Below are 14,230 nucleotides of genomic sequence, written 5' to 3'. Positions count from 1 at the left end.
ACGCGGAACGGAAGAAGGCCGGGCGGCCCCGATCGGGGCCGCCCGGCCTTCTTCGCGGTTGCGGGGCTCCGGGGAGGGGGCGCCGTGAGAGCAGGGGCGCCCCCTCCCGCCCGGAGCCCTTACAGGCCCTGCCAGCGCGGCTTCGCCGCGTAGGTGGCGCGGAAGTAGTCCGCCAGCTTCAGACCGGAGGCGGCGGCCTCGTCCACGACGACCGTGGCGTGCGGGTGCAGCTGGAGGGCCGAGGCGGGCACGACCGAGGCGACCGGGCCCTCGACCGTCCGGGCCACCGCGTCGGCCTTGCCCTCGCCCGTGGCCAGCAGGACCGGGTGGCGGGACTCCAGGATGGTGCCGATGCCCTGGGTGATGACGTGGTGCGGCACCTGCTCGATGTCGTCGTCGAAGAAGCGCGCGTTGTCGATCCGGGTCTGCTCGGTGAGCGTCTTGATCCGGGTGCGCGAGGCCAGCGAGGAGCAGGGCTCGTTGAAGCCGATGTGTCCGTCGGTACCGATGCCCAGCAGCTGGAGGTCCACCCCGCCCGCCTCGGCGAGCGCCCGGTCGTACGCCTCGCAGGCCGCCTGGATGTCCTCGGCGGAGCCGTCGGGGCCCATGAAGGAGGACTCGGACAGACCGAGCGGTTCGACGACCTCGCGCAGCACCACCGAGCGGTAGGACTCGGGGTGGCCCTCCGGCAGGCCGACGTACTCGTCGAGCTGGCAGACGCGGGCGCGTGAGACGTCCACGGCGCCGGAGCGGACCTTCGCCGCCAGGGCCTGGTAGACGGGCAGCGGGGTGGAGCCGGTGGCAACGCCCAGCAGGGCGTCGGGCTTGCGGCTCAGCAGGGCGGCGATGGCCTCCGCGATGAGTTCGCCGCCTGCCGTGGCGTCCGGGACGATGACAACTTCCACGCTGTGCCTGCCGATCTGAAGAGAGCTCATGTGGTATAGACCAATTATGGGCTCAATCTAGCAGAACCGGGCGGCCCGGTGGGCGAACGGCGCCGTACGGAATCCGGCCGCGCCCGGGGCGGGGGGAGAGGAGCGGGGCCGGCGGCCCCGGGGGCGGGGCGGGGAGCGGGCCGGGTGTCCCTGGGGCAGGGGGGAAGGGAGCGGGCCGGGCGGTCCCGGGAGCGGCGCGGGGAGGGGGCCGGGGGAGGGGCCCTGAAACACCCGCGGGCCGCGGCGCCGGGACGGGACCCTCAGCCCGTCCGGCACCGCAGCCCGGAGCTTTCCGGCCGGCGGTGTGCGGTGCCTCCGGCCACGGTGAGGCGCCTGGCGCGGTCAGGGCAGAGAGCGCCGGGTGCCTCGGTCCGCTCTCCTGTGCGGGGAGAGCGGAGGTCTGTCGTACAGGTGCAGTCTGCCGTGTGCGGGCGGTTCTCCGCGCCCCTTCGGCCCCTCCCGTAGAACACTGCCGTACACCGGCATTGTGGACTAGACCATTATGCTGTGTCCATCCGCGGGCACGGACGTTCTCGCCCCGTGTACGCGGCCTTCCCCAGTGTCACGTACGGGCGGGGTGAACGGTTCGGAACCTGTGGGTTGCCACGGGTACGCTCCCCCTTGTGCCCTCCATGAACGACCTCGTCCGCCAGCAGACCGCCCTGAGCGAATCCGACCTCGAGTGGCTCCATCTGCTGGTCTCGGAGTGGCAGCTGCTCTCCGACCTGTCCTTCGCCGACCTCGTCCTGTGGGTGCCCACCCGGGACGGGACCCGCTATGTGTCCGTGGCGCAGATGCGGCCCAACACCGGCCCCACCTCCTACCAGGACGACATGGTCGGCCACCTGGTGCCGCGCGGACGCCGCCCGCTGCTGGACGCCGCCCTCGACGAGGGCCGGATCGTGCGCGAGGGCGATCCGGAGTGGCGCGAGGAGGTGCCCGTGCGGGTCGAGTCCATCCCCGTGCGCCGGGAGGGCCGGGTCCTCGGTGTCATCGCCCGCAACACCAACCTGCTCACCGTGCGCACCCCCTCCCGGCTGGAACTGACCTATCTGCAGTCCGCCTCCGACCTGGCCCAGATGATCGCCGCCGGTTCCTTCCCGTTCCCCGGCCAGCAGGTCGACATGGACGCCTCCCCGCGCGTGGGCGACGGGCTGATCAGGCTCGACGCCGACGGCATCGTGCAGTACGCCAGCCCCAACGGCCTCTCCGCCTACCACCGGCTCGGCCTCGCCTCCGACCTGGTCGGCCACCACCTGGGCGCCACCACCGCCGAACTCGCCCCCTCCCGGGGGCCGGTGGACGAAGCCCTCTCCAAGGTGGCCAGCGGCTACGCGCCGAGGGAGTTCGAGGTCGAGGGGGCCGGCGGGGTCATCCAGCTCCGGGCGATCCCGCTCAAACCCAAGGGTGTGCGCATCGGTTCGCTGGTGCTCCTGCGGGACGTCACCGAACTGCGCCGCCGTGAACGGGAGCTGATCACCAAGGACGCCACCATCCGGGAGATCCACCACCGCGTCAAGAACAACCTCCAGACGGTGGCGGCCCTCCTGCGCCTCCAGTCGCGCCGGATGGACTCGCCGCAGGGCCGTGAGGCGCTCGACGAGGCCGTGCGGCGCGTCGGTTCGATCGCCATCGTGCATGAGACGCTGTCCCAGAACCTGGACGAGCGGGTGGAGTTCGACGAGATCGCCGACCGGGTGATCGCGATGGTCGCGGAGATCTCGCCCGGCAAGGTCACCTGCCGCCGTACGGGCCGCTTCGGGATCCTGGACGCGGAAGTGGCCACACCCCTGTCGATGGTGCTCACCGAGGTCCTCCAGAACGCCCTGGAGCACGCCTTCACCATGGCCGAGCACGGCACGGTGGAGGTCTCCGCGGTGCGCGGCGGCACCTCGGCCGAGGGGCGGCTGCTGATCACCGTCACGGACGACGGGCGGGGGCTGCCCGAGGGCTTCGACCCGAAGCGGGCCGGCAATCTGGGGCTCCAGATCGTCCGCACCCTGGTGGAAGGCGAACTGGGCGGCAGCTTCGGCATGGTGCCCGGCCCCGAACGCGGCACCCAGGTCGTCCTCGACGTCCCCGTCCGGGCCGAGAAGTGACGGTTCGCGCGGGGAGGTGACCGCCCGCGTGAGGTGACCGTCCGGGCCGAGAGGTGACGGCCCGCGCCGTGAAGTGACCGCGCGCCTCCCGGGAGCCCTCTCCCGGAGGGCGCGTGCCCGGCGCCACGTAGGGCAGCGCATGACAGTGGGCCCGGACCGTGGTGACGGTCCGGGCCCACTGGGTGATGCTCACGGTGCGATGCGCTTCGGGGGTACTGCGCGCTGCGACTCGAAGGCGGGGCTGTGCGTACGCTCTGTACGCGCCGCCTGGCTGAGGCTCGTGATGCGGGGGCGTCGGTCAGGCGCTGGCGTTACGCGCCCGGTTGCGAGCGGCACGGCGCTTCATTGCACGGCGCTCGTCCTCGCTGAGGCCACCCCAGACGCCGGAGTCCTGGCCGGACTCGAGCGCCCACTGCAGGCACTGCTCCATGACGGGGCAGCGACGGCAGACGGCCTTGGCTTCCTCGATCTGCAGCAGCGCAGGACCGGTGTTGCCGATGGGGAAGAACAGCTCGGGGTCTTCCTCACGACAAACGGCGTTGTGACGCCAGTCCATGGCTGCTACCTCTCCTTGGTATTACATACATGTTGCTTGTGAATGTGAACGCTTTCACGAATCCCCCCGTAGGTGAAGGTCCGACTCCCAGAAGAACTGGTTGTGGCCCTGTTGTGATAAGGAGGGGTTCTGGCTCTCAGGGATGCCGGTCCTGCGGGCTGTCCCGATCGCCAAGTAGAGATTCCCAAACCTCGACGGCGGATACAACCCCTTCTGGAAAGTTTTTTTTGATTCCTCGGTGTCGACTAGGTCACAGCCGTACTTCTAAGGGGTGGGGGCCAGCCCAAACGTTCGAGTTAAAGGACTTTGGGCCCTTCCACTCACACAATCACACGCAGTGCACGGCGTACGCCTGTGAACGTCACGCTCGTCCGCAGTCCCAGGTGGTCGCCGTCCATCTGGAAGGGCAGTGGCGCCTTCGAATGCAAGGTGAAGTCCGTCAGGTCGTGCAGGGTCACGGCGTGCTTGCCGCGAGGGCCTCTCTCGGGGCTCGAAGTCAGCAGCTGGGTGGCGTACCGGGTCACCGCGGCGGTGGACAGGCGCTTCAGTCCGAGCACGTCCAGGCCGGTGTCGAAGGACGCCCGGGGGGTGGCGTACATCGGTCGATTCCCCAGGTAGGTCCAGGGGGAGGTGTTGCAGACGATGGACAGTGCGAGCTCCGTCACAGGGGCCTCGCCGGGAACTTCCAGGGTGATCAGACCGTTCCGCCGGTGCGGCTCCTCCAGGAACTGCCGGAGCACCTGGCGCACGTACAGCGCGTGGGTCGAACGCTTGCCGCGCTCGCGCTGTTGTTCGACTCGGCCGATGACGCCGGCGTCGAAGCCCAGGCCGGCGGTGAAGGTGAACCAGCGCTTCGGGACGGCTTCGTCCGGGGTACCCGGGGTGCCGGCCGTCACACCGAGTCCCACCGTGCGCTCGCTGCGGTCCGCGAGGGCGTCCAGGATGGCGCCGGTGGCCTCCACGGCGTCGTTGGGGATGCCGAGGGCGCGCGCGAAGACGTTGGTGGAGCCACCGGGGACGACGGCGAGGGCCGGCAGCCCCTCCAGGTCGGGGCCCCGGTGCAGCAGGCCGTTGACCACCTCGTTGACCGTGCCGTCACCGCCCAGCGCGACCACCATGTCGATGTCGTCGGCGTCCGCCGCACGCCGCCCCAGGTCCCGGGCGTGACCGCGGTACTCGGTGGTCACGACCTCCAGCTTCATCTCGCTCGCCAGGGCGTGGATCAGCACGTCACGGACCCGCGCACTGGTGGTGGTGGCGGCTGGATTGACCACGAGGAGTGCGCGCATGGCGTAAGCCTACCTACCGTGCGGTACCTCCCAGAAGCCGCGGACTTCACGGTCCGGAGTCGGTCACACAGGGTGATGATCCCCGTCGGCGCGACAGGCGGCTCCGGCCCCGGCTTCGCTCCGGGCGGCCGGGGATGCCAACCTGAAGGGCGTGAGTACTGAAGCGAACGCGCCCCTCTCCCCGCCCCCGGCCGGCGAGGGGAAGCCGGCCCGGATCCCCCTGCTGGCCGCACTCAACACCCTTGAGGGGGCCGCTCTCGTCCTCGGCGGGCTCTACATGCTGGTGATGGGGCTCGTCGGGCACCCCGACAGCCCCCGGCAGGCCGAGACGGGCGGTCTGACCCTGGTGGCGCTCGGGCTCATCCCGCTGTTCGCCGCCCGCGGTCTGCTGCGCCGCCGCAGCTGGAGCCGGGGACCGGCCCTCATCACCCAGCTCATGGCGCTGCCGGTGGCCTGGACGCTGCTGCGGTCGCAGGGCGCGCTGATCCCCGCCGGGATCGTCCTGGCCGTGGTCGCGGTGACGGGACTGGTGCTGCTGCTCAACCCGGCCACCACACAGGCGCTGGGCATCAGGGACCCGCGTACGACCCCTGACGCCTAGCAGCCGCCCCGGACGCGCCGCCGTGCGGCCCGGGGCCACGGCGGCGCACCGGGCCCGTCGGCGGGGCGTACCGGGCCGGCCGCGTGGACGGCCCGTCGCCTCCTGCCCGCCCCGCGCCCGCCCGGCTACTCGTCGACCAGCAGGCGCTCCCGCAGCTGCGCGAGTGTGCGGGCCAGCAGCCGGGAGACGTGCATCTGGGAGATGCCGACCTCCTGCGCGATCTGCGACTGGGTCATGTTGCCGAAGAAGCGCAGCAGCAGGATCCGCTTCTCGCGCGGCGGGAGGCCCTCCAGCAGGGGTTTCAGCGACTCGCGGTACTCCACCCCCTCCAGGGCCTCGTCCTCCGAGCCCAGCGTGTCCGCGACGGCCGGAGACTCGTCGTCGGTGTCCGGCACGTCCAGCGAGAGCGTGCTGTAGGCATTGGCCGATTCCAGCCCCTCCAGCACCTCCTCCTCGGAGATGCCCAGGCGCTCCGCCAGCTCGTGCACGGTGGGCGAACGGCCGTGCTGCTGGGAGAGCTCCGCGGTGGCCGTGGTCAGCGACAGCCGCAGCTCCTGGAGGCGGCGCGGCACCCGTACCGCCCATCCCTTGTCCCGGAAGTGACGCTTGATCTCGCCGACGACCGTGGGCGTCGCGTACGTCGAGAACTCGACGCCGCGGTCCGGGTCGAACCGGTCCACGGACTTGATCAGCCCGATCGTGGCGACCTGGGTCAGGTCGTCCAGCGGCTCGCCGCGGTTGCGGAAGCGGCGGGCCAGGTGCTCCACCAGCGGCAGGTGCATCCGCACCAGCCGGTTGCGCAGCTCGGCCTTCTCCGGCGAACCGTCGGGCAGCGCCCGCAGCTCGACGAAGAGGGCGCGTGCCGCGCTCCGGTCGTGCGGATCGTGGTCCCCGTGCTCGCTCATCCGGCCCGCCCGCTTCACCTGCGACCGCTCCACCGCGGCCGTAGGCTCCCGCTCGCCGTCCGCTCCGCCCGCCCCGTCGGCCGGATGCGGGCGGGCCTGCTGCTCGGGAACGGCGGCTGGGCCCACCACTCCGGAACCGATCGTCTCGTCACGCACAGGACCGTCCCCGTTCCCGTCGCTCACGCCGGCCCGGGTCCCGCGCCGCGCTGCTTGTAGAGGCTGATGCTGACCGTACGGTCGTCGGCGACCGTGGAGTCGACCTTGCCGGCGAGTGCGGAGAGCACCGTCCAGGCGAAGGTGTCGCGCTCGGGGGCGCGGCCGTCCGTCGTGGGGGCCGAGACGGTCACGTCGAGGGAGTCGTCGACGAGACGGAAGACGCAGCTGAGTACCGAGCCCGGCACGGCCTGCTGGAGCAGGATCGCGCAGGCCTCGTCTACCGCGATGCGAAGATCCTCGATCTCGTCGAGGGTGAAGTCCAAGCGTGCTGCGAGACCGGCCGTGGCCGTACGCAACACCGACAGGTAGGCACCCGCAGCGGGCAGCCGGACCTCAACGAAGTCCTGGTTCCCGGGCTCGCCTGCGATCTGGGACACCCTCACCTCCAAGGTGGCACACACTCGTTCGAGACTCCGGGACACGTGCCCGGGGCCGTCCGGTACGCCGCCGGCCGTGTGGTCCGGCGACGTTGTCGCGGTCCATGATGCCGTGTCCCCGCGACCCCTTCCCCGGCCGTCACTCATGGTAGGCCCATGCGTTCGGACGGTGTCCGGGGGGCGGCGGCGGGCAATTGTGAAGAACCGGCGCCGGATTGACGTACCCAGACGTCAGACGATCGAACCGTCCTCGAAGCACCAGCGCCAGCTCTCCCCCGCCTCGAAGCTGCGGATCACCGGGTGGCCGGTCTCGCGGAAGTGTCCCGTGGCGTGCCGCAGGGGCGAGGAATCGCAGCAGCCGACGTGTCCGCAGACCAGGCAGAGCCGCAGCTGCACGGGGTGGCTCCCCGCCTCCAGGCACTCCGGACAGGTGTCACTGAGCGGAGCGGGTTCGGGGCGCGGCAGTTCGGCGACGTGCGTGCACTCACTCATGATGACAACGGTACGTCGGTCGGATCCGGTCGTGGGGACGGTGGAATGGACGCTTGGCCACTGGTGGCACTCGTCGCGGTCAGCGCGGCGGTCGCGGGCGCGGCGCGGCGCACCCCGGTGCCGGCCCCGCTGCTGCTGGTGGCCGTGGGGCTGCTGGCCTCGTACCTGCCGGGGGTGCCCGACTACACGCTGGACGCCCACATCGTGCTGCCCCTGCTGCTGCCGCCCCTGCTGCACACCGCGGCGATCGACAGCTCCTACCTCGACCTGCGGGCCAACGTGCGGCCGGTCGCCCTGCTCTCCGTCGGCTACGTGCTGTTCGCGACCGTCGCCGTGGGGTGGCTGGCCCACCTCGTCGTGCCCGGCCTGCCCCTGACCGCCGCCCTGGTGCTCGGCGCGATCGTGGCCCCGCCCGACGCGGTGACGGCCGCCGCCATCGCCCGCAGGGTCGGACTGCCCGCCCGTGTCACCACGATCCTCCAGGGCGAGTCCCTGGTGAACGACGCCACCGCGATCACCGCCTTCAAGGTCGCCCTGGCCGCCGCCGTCGGCGAGGGCATGAGCTGGGGCGCCGGCATCGGCGAGTTCCTGCTGGCGGCCGGCGGGGGAGTCGGCGTCGGACTGGTCCTGATGGTGCCGCTGCACTGGCTGCGCACCCACCTCAGGGAGGCGCTGCTCCAGAACACCCTGTCGCTGCTGATCCCCTTCGTCGCGTACGCGGCGGCGGAGCGGGTGCACGCCTCGGGGGTGCTCGCCGTGGTCGTCGTCGCGCTGTACCTGGGGCACCGCTCCTGGCAGGTGGACTTCGCGACCCGGCTCCAGGAGGCGGCGGTCTGGAAGATGGTCGCCTTCGTCCTGGAGTCCTCGGTGTTCGCGCTCATCGGCCTCCAGCTGCCCTTCGTGCTGCGGGAACTCGGCGCGTACGGCGTCACCGAGGCGGCCGGTTACGCGGTCGCGGTGTTCGCCGCGGTGGTCGTGGTGCGCTTCGTCTGGGTCTACCCGGCGACCTACCTCCCGCGCCGGCTCCTGAGGCGGATCAGGGAGCGCGAGCCCGCGATGCCGTGGACCTCGCCGCTGATCGTCAGCTGGGCCGGGATGCGCGGGGTCGTCTCGCTCGCCATCGCCTTCTCCGTCCCGATGGCCACGCACGACGGGGAGCCCTTCCCGGCCCGCAGCCTCGTGCTGTTCCTGACCTTCACCACCGTCATCGGCACGCTGGTCGTCCAGGGGCTCACCCTGCCCGTCCTGGTGCGGGTGCTGAAGCTGCCGGGACGCGACCCGACGGCCGAGACACTGGCCGAGGCGCAGGCGCAGAGCGAGGCGTCCACCGCCGCCGAGGCCCGGCTGGACGCCCTGCTGGCCGACCCGCGCAACCAGCTGCCCGGACCCCTCGCGGACCGGCTGCGCACCGTCATGGAACGGCGCCGCAACGCCGTGTGGGAGCGGCTCGGGGCGTTCGACCCGGTCACCGGCGAGTCGGCGGACGACACCTACCGGCGTCTGGCACGCGAGATGATCGGGGCCGAGCGCGAGGTCTTCGTCCGGCTCAGGGACGAACGGCGGATCGACGACGAGATGCTGCGGACCCTGCTGCGCCGGCTGGACCTGGAGGAGGCCGCGGCCTACCGGGAGACGGACGGGTCCTGAAGGGGGCCGGGCCTCCCCGTGATCACCGCGGCGACCGCCGATCCCGGCGCGAAGGCGCCCTCGGCGGCCAGCGTGGTCAGCGCGTACAGCAGTTTGGCGACGTAGAGGCGTTCGACGGGCAGTCCGTGCCGGTCCTCGAAGTCCTCGGCGAAGGCGTGCAGTTCCGGTGTCGTACGGGCGTAGCCGCCGAAGTGGAAGCGCTCGTCCAGCGACCACCGCCCGGCGGGCCCGCCGAACGCCTCCCGCTGGAGGCCGCGCACGGCGGCCCCGAGGAAACCGCCCCGCAGCACCGGTATGCCCAGGGCGCGCTGCCCGGACCCGAGCCCTGCGGCCAGCCCGGCCAGGGTGCCGCCGGTGCCGCAGGCCACCGCGACCGTACCGGCGGCCTGCCCGGCCCGCCCGGTCTGTCCGGACAGCTCGCGGCCGAGCTCCGCGCAGCCCCGCGCGGCGGCGGCGTTGCTGCCGCCCTCCGGGACGACCGCGCAGTCCCCGAAGAGGTCCAGCAGGCCGTCCAGGACCTCGGGGGAGCCCTTCGCGCGGTAGGCCGCCCGGTCCACGAAGTGCAGGCGCATCCCGTCCTCGGCGCACCGGGCGAGGGACGGGTTCAGCGGGCGGTGCGCCAGCTCGTCCCCCCGTACGACACCGATGGTGGGGAAGCCGAGGAGCCGCCCGGCCGCGGCGGTGGCCCGCAGGTGGTTGGAGTAGGCCCCGCCGAAGGTCAGCACGGTACGCCCCGCGGCGGCCCGCAGATTGGGGGCGAGTTTGCGCCACTTGTTGCCCGGCAGATCCGGGTGGATCAGGTCGTCCCGTTTCAGCAGCAGAGCCACCCCGTACCGGGTGAAACGCTCGTCGCGGATCTCCTCCAGCGGGGAGGGGAGCCGGGGGCGGAGTGCGAGGGCGGGATCCACGGGCCGGTTCACCCGGCCATTGTCGCCCCGGCCGGGGCGCGCCCCCTCACAGGGGCCGGGGGCCCCGGCCCCACAGCTCCTCCGCATGCTCGGCGAAGCGGTCGGACATCCCGCCGTCTCCCCTGGCGGCGCAGGTGGAGGAGTGGGGAGTCGTGTCCGACGAGCCGGGCCAGATGAGGTGTGACGAGTGCGTCGTGATCGAAGCGGAACACAGCCAGGGATACATGGTTCACCGCGTCCTCGGCATGGCTGAAACGCGTCTCCATATGGCAGTCATGGTGCGCGTCAGCCGTGAGGCGCTCCAGGTCGAGATCGACCAGAAGCGGGCCGTGCGGAGGAGCGGGCGGAGCGCTGGCCGCGGCGCTGGACCTTGGGAGCGGTCGGGCCGGCGCTAGTGGTCGTGGGCGTCCTGGCGGCGGCCCCGGGGGTGCGGGACCCGGAGGGGTTCGGCACCGTGGTGCCGGTGGCACTGGCGGTGCTCGCCCTTGCCCGGCCGGTGGCCTGACGGGCGTACCGGTCCGGTGCTCCCGCGATGAAGGAGCCCGCCCAGGGCGCCGGCTCCGCGGGGTTTTCGGGGTGAGACGCGATTCCGCACCCCTCGGGGCGACGAACATGTTCGTTACGATCGAGGTATGACTGCGAAGCGAGAACCGATCAGCCGGCGTGAGCGCCCCGCGAAGCCGGCCCTGACGCGGTGGGGGATCGTCGATGCGGCGGTGCGGGTCATGCGGTCCGAGGGGCTGGAGAAGGTGACCATGCGGCGCCTGGCCCAGGAGTTGGACACCGGCCCGGCCTCGCTCTACGTCTACGTGGCCAACACCGCCGAGCTGCACGCGGCGGTGCTGGACGCGCTCCTGGGCGAGGTGGAGCTGTCCACCGACCGGCCTGGGACCGGCTGGCGTGAGGATCTCGTCGCGGTCCTCACCTCCTACACCCGTCTGCTCTTCGAGCATCCTCAGCTGGCCCGCTCCGCCCTGGTCGCACGCCCCAGCGGCGCGAACTACCTCGACCTGGTCGAACGCCTTCTGCTGTTGCTCTCCCGCAGCGGCGCCCCACGCGAGCAGGTCGCCTGGGGCGTGGACAGCCTCCTGCAGTACGCGACCGCGACCGCGGCGGAGCACGCTACGCAGGAACACGAGCCGATGAGCCAGGGCGACTGGGACGCGCTCACCCGTGCCGCGCACGGGGTGGACGAGGCCGGGCACCCGATGATCAAGGCGCACCTGCCGACACTGCTGTCCGGCACCCAGGACGCCCGCCTGTCCTGGGGCCTCAACGTCGTGATCAACGGGATCATCCACACCCCGGTACCGGATACCACCGGCTGAGCTCTCGCGGATTCCCGCTGCCGGCAGACGGTCCGCGCGCGAAGGCCGCGGGAGGGGTCGCGGCACACCCACTGAAGAACTTGTTCGTAACGAACATGTTCGTTACGGTGGAGGGGCAGGCTGATGAGGGCGCCTGCGGCATCGTCCCCCACCCCCAGGAGGCCTCCCATGGGCACGCACCACCCCATCGCGATCATCGGCGGAGGCCTCGGTGGCCTCACCGCCGCCCGCGTTCTGTACGTGAACGGCATCGAGGCGGCCGTCTTCGAGCTGGAGCCGTCCAGGGAGGCCCGCACCCAGGGCGGCATGCTCGACATCCACGAGGAGAACGGCCAGAAGGCCCTGCACGCCGCCGGCCTCCATGACGGCTTCCTCAAGATCATCCACGAGGGCGGCCAGGCCATGCGCCTGCTCGGCCCCGACGGCACCGTCCACGTCGCGGAAGAGGACGACGGTACCGGCGGCCGGCCCGAGGTCGACCGCGGCGACCTGCGCGACCTGCTCCTCGACTCCCTGCCCGACGGCACAGTCCACTGGGGCAGGAAGGTCACCGGAGCCCGCGCCCAGGAGGGCGGACGCCACGAGGTGACCTTCGCCGACGGCTCCACCATCACCACCGACCTGCTGATCGGCGCCGACGGCGCCTGGTCACGCGTCCGTCCCCTGCTCTCCGAGGCTGTGCCCGCCTACACCGGCATCTCCTTCGTGGAGACCGACCTGCTGGAGGCCGAGACCCGCCACCCGCGCAGCGTGGCCGTCGTCGGCAGCGGGTTCTTCATCTGCCTCGGCGGCGAGCGCGGCTTCCTCGCCCACAAGGAGACCGACGGCAGTGTCCACGTCTATACCGCCCTCAAAGCGGACGAGGGCTGGCTGGACACGGTCGACTTCACCGATCCGCCGGCCGCCAAGCAGGCCGTGCTCGCCCACTTCGAGGGCTGGGACGAGACCCTGCGCGGCCTGATCGCCGACGCGGACACCATGACCCCGCGCCGTATCCACGCACTGCCGGTGGGCCACCGCTGGGATCGCGCGCCGGGTGTGACCCTGCTCGGCGACGCCGCTCACGTGATGTCGCCCTTCGCCGGAGAGGGCGCGAACCTCGCCATGCTCGACGGCGCCGAACTCGCCTCGGCCGTCGCCACCCACCCCGGCGACACCGAGGCCGCCCTGACCGCCTACGAGGAAGCCCTCTTCCCGCGCAGCGAAGCCTCCGCCGCCGACTCCGCCCAGAGCCTGGAGACGATGTTCGGCCCGCAGGGCCTGGAGGAGATGACGGCGCTCTTCACCACCGGACCGGCGGCCCGGTGACCCCCGGCCACGCAGCGGCGGGCCCGCCGGCCTTCCCCACGGCGCCGGTGCGCCCGCCGCACGCGGCTCTCCCCCCGCCCGGAAAGCTCTCGCCCACAGGAGTCACGTTGCCGAAGACCGCGATCATTCTCAGCAGCACCTGCACCCGCACCGGCCGCGGCCCCGGGTGGGTACGCGGCCGCGCCTTCCGGCTCCTGGCCGGCCTCCCCTGTTCTTCCCCAGCCGGACCGGCTTCGTCGACGCCCCGCCCCCAGGCCCTGCCGGATCCTGCCCGCGCATCTCGTCGAGCGTGCACATCTGCACCTGCACGACCCCGCATCTCGTCGCGAGAATCCAGAATGCCGGGTACCCCGCGGAGCCCAGCGATCAGATGGGCCCCGCTGCCTCCCCCGGTGCCGGGTGTGCGGCGGCAAGTACGAGAAGCCGTGGCGCCGGACCAGCAGCACACCCATCAGCCGGACAAGCCACCCAGAGAAGTGAAAACCCGACCAGGAAGCTACTTGCGGGTTACTTGTCACCTGGTTCGCCGCTCGTTAACGGCATCCCAGGATGGCTCTCTGCCTGACGGAGGCCCTGACGGCTCCAGATGGCCCTGCGTGCTCATCCGGCGCCGGAAGGGACAGCGGCAAAGGAGGGCGGGGCCGGCCGGTCCCGCTCTTCTCCACTTACCCGGGGATGCGCCCGTACCGGGTGAAACGCTCGTCGGGGACCTCCTCCAGCGGGGAGGGGAGCCGGGGGCGGAGTACGGGGGCGGGGTCCACGGGCCGGTTCACCCGGCCATTGTCGCCCCGGCCGGGGCGCGCCCCCTCGCAGGGGTCGGGGCACGCCCCCGGCCGGGGCGGCGGTCCGGGGTCACTTCAGCCGGTCGTGGATGCGGGCGCGCATCGCGGTCATCGAGAAGCCGCGCGGGTCCACCTTGCCGGGCTGCCACTCCCGGTGGCCGATCACCGAGGGGGCGTCCCAGCGGTGGAAGCGGCAGACGGCGGCGGCGGCCCGCTCGATGGCCTCCAGCTGGGCGTCGGGCCACGGGTCGTCGCCGTCGCCGAGGTTCTCGCACTCGAACCCGTAGAAGTGGCGGTTCCCGTCGGTGTTGCTCTCGTTGTCGGTGGGCAGCCGCTTCTCGGCGATGACGGCGCGCAGGACGTCGTCGTCGCCGAGACCGGCGTGGTTGGCGCGTCCGTAACCGACCAGGTGGACCCGGCCGTCCTTGGTGATCACGCCGTGGCAGAGGGGGCCCGGCAGGCCCGCGTACCCCTTGCGGCAGATGTCGACGGTACGGGAGGTGCCCTTGGTGGCGGTGTGATGGAGCATCACCCCGTGTACCGGGCCCCAGGGCCCTTTGTGGTTGCGGTTGTGGGTGCGCCAGTCGCCCACCTGGACGACGGTGAGTCCTTCGTTCTTCAGGGCCTTGAGGAACTTGCTCGCGGACATGGGTGACGACATGGCCGGCTCCTTCGGTACGTGGGGAGTGTGCCCTCTATACCGCTTGTACCGGAATGCCGCTCTCCGGGCTACAGGGTCGCGTTCTGTGCGAAGCCGTGTGCGAGCCGATCCGGACAGCCCGCGAGC

General features: G+C 72.0%; 13 protein-coding genes and 1 pseudogene. 5 read left to right on the top strand and 9 right to left on the bottom strand.

Annotated elements, in window-relative coordinates; translation table 11 throughout:
• Window positions 1-119: 119 nt before the first annotated feature.
• On the bottom strand, window positions 120-905 hold the full coding sequence (gene nagB / locus CP967_RS10780) for a glucosamine-6-phosphate deaminase (protein ID WP_150491792.1): 786 nt from the start codon (window positions 903-905) through the stop codon (window positions 120-122).
• A gap of 662 nt (window positions 906-1,567) precedes the next feature.
• Between nagB and CP967_RS10775 the strand changes: the two genes are divergently transcribed.
• Window positions 1,568-3,034, top strand: coding sequence for a sensor histidine kinase (locus tag CP967_RS10775; protein ID WP_150491791.1), 1,467 nt, complete (start codon window positions 1,568-1,570; stop codon window positions 3,032-3,034).
• A 298-nt stretch (window positions 3,035-3,332) separates the two neighbouring features.
• On the opposite strand, the gene CP967_RS10770 is transcribed toward CP967_RS10775, so the two are convergent.
• Window positions 3,333-3,590, bottom strand: coding sequence for a WhiB family transcriptional regulator (locus CP967_RS10770; protein WP_003953983.1), 258 nt, complete (start codon window positions 3,588-3,590; stop codon window positions 3,333-3,335).
• Between the two features lie 320 nt (window positions 3,591-3,910).
• Window positions 3,911-4,879 carry a diacylglycerol/lipid kinase family protein gene (locus tag CP967_RS10765; protein WP_150487768.1) on the bottom strand — a complete coding sequence of 323 codons (969 nt, stop codon included), beginning with the start codon at window positions 4,877-4,879 and terminating at the stop codon, window positions 3,911-3,913.
• Between the two features lie 223 nt (window positions 4,880-5,102).
• Here CP967_RS10765 and CP967_RS10760 point away from each other — a divergent pair, with 223 nt between their 5' ends.
• Window positions 5,103-5,480: a hypothetical protein gene (locus tag CP967_RS10760; protein ID WP_150491790.1), complete on the top strand. Its 378-nt coding sequence runs from the start codon at window positions 5,103-5,105 to the stop codon at window positions 5,478-5,480.
• Between the two features lie 125 nt (window positions 5,481-5,605).
• Here CP967_RS10760 and CP967_RS10755 read toward each other — a convergent pair whose 3' ends face one another.
• From CP967_RS10755 to CP967_RS10745, 3 genes are all read right to left on the bottom strand, one after another.
• Window positions 5,606-6,541 carry an RNA polymerase sigma factor SigF gene (locus CP967_RS10755; protein WP_150487767.1) on the bottom strand — a complete coding sequence of 312 codons (936 nt, stop codon included), beginning with the start codon at window positions 6,539-6,541 and terminating at the stop codon, window positions 5,606-5,608.
• Window positions 6,542-6,564: 23 nt separating this feature from the next.
• A complete protein-coding gene (locus CP967_RS10750; protein ID WP_150487766.1) occupies window positions 6,565-6,978 on the bottom strand; it encodes an ATP-binding protein in 414 nt (137 codons plus the stop codon).
• A 231-nt stretch (window positions 6,979-7,209) separates the two neighbouring features.
• Window positions 7,210-7,470 (bottom strand): UBP-type zinc finger domain-containing protein, encoded by a 261-nt coding sequence (locus CP967_RS10745; protein WP_150487765.1) that lies wholly within the window; start codon window positions 7,468-7,470, stop codon window positions 7,210-7,212.
• Window positions 7,471-7,515: 45 nt separating this feature from the next.
• On the opposite strand from CP967_RS10745, the gene CP967_RS10740 reads away from it, so the two are divergent.
• Complete coding sequence (locus CP967_RS10740; protein WP_150487764.1) at window positions 7,516-9,117, top strand: Na+/H+ antiporter; 1,602 nt, start codon at window positions 7,516-7,518, stop codon at window positions 9,115-9,117.
• On the opposite strand, the gene CP967_RS10735 is transcribed toward CP967_RS10740, so the two are convergent.
• A complete protein-coding gene (locus CP967_RS10735) occupies window positions 9,093-10,037 on the bottom strand; it encodes a 1-aminocyclopropane-1-carboxylate deaminase/D-cysteine desulfhydrase (RefSeq protein ID WP_229888181.1) in 945 nt (314 codons plus the stop codon). The genes CP967_RS10740 and CP967_RS10735 overlap by 25 nt on opposite strands.
• Before the next feature lie 34 nt (window positions 10,038-10,071).
• Window positions 10,072-10,291, bottom strand: a pseudogene (locus CP967_RS34555) (XRE family transcriptional regulator); the annotation flags it as partial.
• Between the two features lie 366 nt (window positions 10,292-10,657).
• On the opposite strand from CP967_RS34555, the gene CP967_RS10720 reads away from it, so the two are divergent.
• Both CP967_RS10720 and CP967_RS10715 read left to right on the top strand, forming a co-directional pair.
• On the top strand, window positions 10,658-11,353 hold the full coding sequence (locus tag CP967_RS10720; RefSeq protein WP_150487761.1) for a TetR/AcrR family transcriptional regulator: 696 nt from the start codon (window positions 10,658-10,660) through the stop codon (window positions 11,351-11,353).
• Window positions 11,354-11,521: 168 nt separating this feature from the next.
• The gene (locus tag CP967_RS10715) at window positions 11,522-12,661 is read left to right on the top strand and encodes an FAD-dependent oxidoreductase (protein WP_167535362.1); all 1,140 of its coding nucleotides are present in this window, start codon (window positions 11,522-11,524) and stop codon (window positions 12,659-12,661) included.
• Window positions 12,662-13,513: 852 nt separating this feature from the next.
• Here CP967_RS10715 and CP967_RS10700 read toward each other — a convergent pair.
• Window positions 13,514-14,104: an N-acetylmuramoyl-L-alanine amidase gene (locus CP967_RS10700; RefSeq protein WP_190174972.1), complete on the bottom strand. Its 591-nt coding sequence runs from the start codon at window positions 14,102-14,104 to the stop codon at window positions 13,514-13,516.
• Between the last annotated feature and the right edge of the window lie 126 nt (window positions 14,105-14,230).

Source organism: Streptomyces nitrosporeus (genome assembly GCF_008704555.1).
GTDB classification, from domain to species: domain Bacteria; phylum Actinomycetota; class Actinomycetes; order Streptomycetales; family Streptomycetaceae; genus Streptomyces; species Streptomyces nitrosporeus.
The sequence above is the reverse complement of the archived record's forward strand: the minus strand, read 5'-3'. Positions and strand labels throughout refer to the sequence as shown.

Coding starts and splice junctions, on each gene's coding strand:
- CP967_RS10775 (WP_150491791.1), top strand. CDS start 1,568: ATGAACGACCTCGTCCGCCAGCAGACCGCCCTGAGCGAATCCGACCTC.
- CP967_RS10770 (WP_003953983.1), bottom strand. CDS start 3,590: ATGGACTGGCGTCACAACGCCGTTTGTCGTGAGGAAGACCCCGAGCTG.
- CP967_RS10765 (WP_150487768.1), bottom strand. CDS start 4,879: ATGCGCGCACTCCTCGTGGTCAATCCAGCCGCCACCACCACCAGTGCG.
- CP967_RS10745 (WP_150487765.1), bottom strand. CDS start 7,470: ATGAGTGAGTGCACGCACGTCGCCGAACTGCCGCGCCCCGAACCCGCT.
- CP967_RS10740 (WP_150487764.1), top strand. CDS start 7,516: ATGGACGCTTGGCCACTGGTGGCACTCGTCGCGGTCAGCGCGGCGGTC.
- CP967_RS10720 (WP_150487761.1), top strand. CDS start 10,658: ATGACTGCGAAGCGAGAACCGATCAGCCGGCGTGAGCGCCCCGCGAAG.
- CP967_RS10715 (WP_167535362.1), top strand. CDS start 11,522: ATGGGCACGCACCACCCCATCGCGATCATCGGCGGAGGCCTCGGTGGC.
- CP967_RS10700 (WP_190174972.1), bottom strand. CDS start 14,104: ATGTCGTCACCCATGTCCGCGAGCAAGTTCCTCAAGGCCCTGAAGAAC.